The organism is Acidovorax sp. KPB24-03, from assembly GCF_057546605.1.
The window spans coordinates 1-3,242 of sequence record NZ_BAAJYR010000393.1 but is presented as its reverse complement, the minus strand read 5'-3'; the positions used below and the strand labels follow the sequence as shown (position 1 = coordinate 3,242).

At 70.5% G+C, this 3,242-nt stretch carries 3 protein-coding genes; all 3 read left to right on the top strand.

The window, feature by feature from the left end:
- Positions 1 to 170: 170 nt before the first annotated feature.
- Positions 171 to 869, top strand: a complete 699-nt coding sequence (gene hda / locus AC27KI_RS21500) for a DnaA regulatory inactivator Hda (RefSeq protein ID WP_487090703.1) — start codon at positions 171 to 173, stop codon at positions 867 to 869.
- A gap of 60 nt (positions 870 to 929) precedes the next feature.
- Complete coding sequence (locus tag AC27KI_RS21495) at positions 930 to 1,631, top strand: histidinol-phosphatase (RefSeq protein WP_272564467.1); 702 nt, start codon at positions 930 to 932, stop codon at positions 1,629 to 1,631.
- On the top strand, positions 1,628 to 3,242 hold a 1,615-nt coding region (pcnB, locus tag AC27KI_RS21490; RefSeq protein WP_487115740.1), incomplete at its 3' end, for a polynucleotide adenylyltransferase PcnB. The genes AC27KI_RS21495 and pcnB, both read left to right, overlap by 4 nt.

The following is a 3,242-nucleotide window of genomic DNA, read 5'->3' as shown; positions in this document are numbered from 1 at the left end:
GGCAGACTAAAATTCGCGCCGGCGTGTCCCGCGCGCCCTGCCATCCGGCCCTTTGCCATTCCCACTTCCATGCCGCCTCGCCCCCCTCTGCCGCCCTTCATCCCGCACCGCGCCTGCCGCTGCGGCCCGGGTGCGCGGCGCGTGCGGGCCGCCGTGCAAGGGCGCGGCGCATGAAGCAGCTCGCGCTCGACATCGGCCTGGCCACCGGGCCCACGCTGTCCCGGTTCTTCGCCGGCACCAACGAGGCGGCCCTGCAGCACCTGCGGCTGGCCGTGGGCGACGGCGCCGTCGAGGTGCTGCGCTCGCCGGTGCCCACCTACCTCTGGGGCGAGTCGGGCAGCGGCAAGACCCACCTGCTGGAGGCCGTGCGCGAGGCCCTGCGCGAGCAGGGCGCCTCGGTCGGTTGGCTCGATGCCTCGGTGGCCGAGCCGACGGCGTTCGACGACCGCTGGTCCGCCGTGCTGCTGGACGAGGTGCACCTGTACAACACGGCCCAGCAGGCCGCCGCCTTCAACTGGTTCGTCAATGCCATCAGCCCCGCCGTGGGCGAACCCCGCTGGGTCCTGGCCGCCGGCCAGACGCCGCCGGCCGACCTGCCGCTGCGCGACGACCTGCGCAGCCGCCTGGGCTGGGGCCACATCTTCCAGCTGCACGTGCTGGGCGAGGCCGAGCGCCGCGCCGTGCTGCGCCAGGAGGCCGACGCGCGCGGCATCTTCCTGGGCGACGATGTGATGGACTACATGCTCAAGCGCTTCTCGCGCGATCTGGGCAGCCTGATGCAGCTGCTGGACCAGTTGGACAGCTTCGCCCTGCGCACCCAGCGCGCCATCACCATTCCCCTGCTGCGGGCCATGCTGGAGTCCGAATAGCGGCGCACGCCGCCGGCTTTCCTCCCCTTCGCCCGCCCCTTTTTCCATACACCACACCGCATGAACCCTGAACCCCCGGCGCAACGCCCTCGGCTGGCCCTGTTCGACCTCGACCATACGCTGCTGCCGCTCGACTCCGACTACGAGTGGGGCGAGTTCACCATCCGCATCGGCTGGAACGACCCGGTCGAGTTCGGCCGCCGCAACGACGAGTTCTACGCCCATTACCAGGCCGGCACGCTGAACGTGCACGACTACGTGCGCTTTGCCATCGAGGCCGTGCGCCAGCGCGGGCCCGAGGCCGCCGCGGCGGCGCATGCGCAGTTCATGCGCGAAGTGATCGGGCCCGCCATCCATCCGCAGGCGCTGGAGTTGGTGCGCCAGCACCAGGCGGCGGGTGACCAGGTGGTCATCATCACGGCCACCAACGAGTTCGTGACCGGCCCCATCGCCCAGGCGCTGGGTGTGGACGAGCTGCTCTCCATGGGCCTTGCGCGCGACGCGCAGGGCTGGTACACCGGCGCCATCGAGGGCACGCCGACCATGCGCGAAGGCAAGGTGCGGCGCATGGAAGAATGGCTGGCGGCGCGCGGCCTGGCCTGGAGCGGCGTGGAGAGCACGTTCTACAGCGACTCCATGAACGACGTGCCGCTGCTCGAAACCGTCGATCACCCGGTGGCCACCAACCCCGACCCCCGCCTGCGGGCGCTCGCGCAGCAGCGTGGCTGGCGCATATTGGATCTCTTTCCCACCCAACCATGATCAAGAAGTTCATCGACAAACTGCTGGGCAAGGGCGCCCCCGGCGCCGGCCGCGGAAAGAACCGCTTCGGCAAGCGCGAGGAAGTGCCCGCCTCGGTGCACGGCATCAACCCCGAACTGGTGGACCGCCGCGCGGCCGACGTGGTGCGCACGCTCAAGGCGGCGGGCTATGAGGCCTACATCGTGGGCGGCGCCGTGCGCGACCTGCTGCTGGGCCTGCGGCCCAAGGACTTCGACGTAGCCACCAACGCCACGCCCGAGCAGGTCAAGGGCCTGTTCCGCCGCGCCTTCATCATCGGCAAGCGCTTTCGCATCGTGCATGTGGTGCACGGCCGCGGCCGTGAGCACGAGGTCATCGAGGTCTCCACCTTCCGCGCCTACCTGGACAACACCGCCATCGAGCAGCAGGTGAGCGGCAACGAAAAGACCAGCAAGCAGCAGCTGGTGGGCATGCAGCACGCCGTGGACGCCAGCGGCCGCGTGCTGCGCGACAACGTCTGGGGCCCGCAGGACGAAGACGCCACGCGGCGCGACTTCACCGTCAACGCGATGTACTACGACCCCGAAACGCAGGTCGTGGTGGACTACCACAAGGGCATCCAGGACGCGAAGAAAAAGCTGCTGCGCATGATCGGCGACCCGGCCACGCGCTACCGCGAAGACCCGGTGCGCATCATCCGGGCCGTGCGTTTCGCGGCCAAGCTCGCGGGCCTGGGTTTCACCATCGAGCCCAAGACGGCCGGCCCGCTGATCGAGTCGCAGGCGCTGCTGGCCGACGTGCCGCAAAGCCGCATGTTCGACGAAATGCTCAAGCTGCTGCAGACGGGCCACGCGCTGGCCACGATCGCGCAGCTCAAGAAGCTGGGCATGGCGACCGGCATCTATCCGCTGCTGGACGTGGTGGTCGAGCGCGCTGATTCCTCCTTCGTGAGCGCCGCCCTGGCCGACACCGACCGCCGCGTGGGCGAGGGCAAGCCCGTGGCGCCGAGCTTCCTGCTGGCCTGCGTGCTGTGGCAGGACGTGAAGACCGGCTGGGACCGGCGCATCGCGCAGCGCGAGCAGCCGTTTCCCGCGCTGCAGGACGCCATCGACGACGTGTTCGAGCGGCGCATCGGCGACGTGTCGGGCCGCGGCAAGCTGGCCGCCGACATGCGCGAGATCTGGGTCATGCAGCCGCGCTTCGACAAGCGCGTGGGCTCCACGCCCTACAGTATGGTGGCCCAGGCGCGCTTTCGTGCCGGCTTCGACTTCATGCGCCTGCGCGCCGATGTGGGCGAGGTCGAGGAGGCGCTGGCCGAATGGTGGCAGGAGTTCCAGCACGCCGACGACATGCGCCGCGACGACATGATCGACCAGGCCCGCGAAGAGCAGAAGTCCCGCCAGCGCAAGGCCCAGCCCGTCGTGCGCCGCGTGCCCCGGCCTGCCGATGCGGACGGCGCTGCAGCCTCCCCTGGCGAGGCCCGCCCGGCCGCTGCCCCCTCCCGGGGCGATCAGGAAGGGCAGGACGGCCAGGACCATGAACACGATGGTGGCGAAGACCCGGCCGGCGACGGCCAGGCCGCCCCCAAGAAGCGCCGCCGGCGCCGCCGCAAGCCTTCGGGCGGTGGTGGCG

Coding starts and splice junctions, on each gene's coding strand:
- hda (WP_487090703.1), top strand. CDS start 171: ATGAAGCAGCTCGCGCTCGACATCGGCCTGGCCACCGGGCCCACGCTG.
- AC27KI_RS21495 (WP_272564467.1), top strand. CDS start 930: ATGAACCCTGAACCCCCGGCGCAACGCCCTCGGCTGGCCCTGTTCGAC.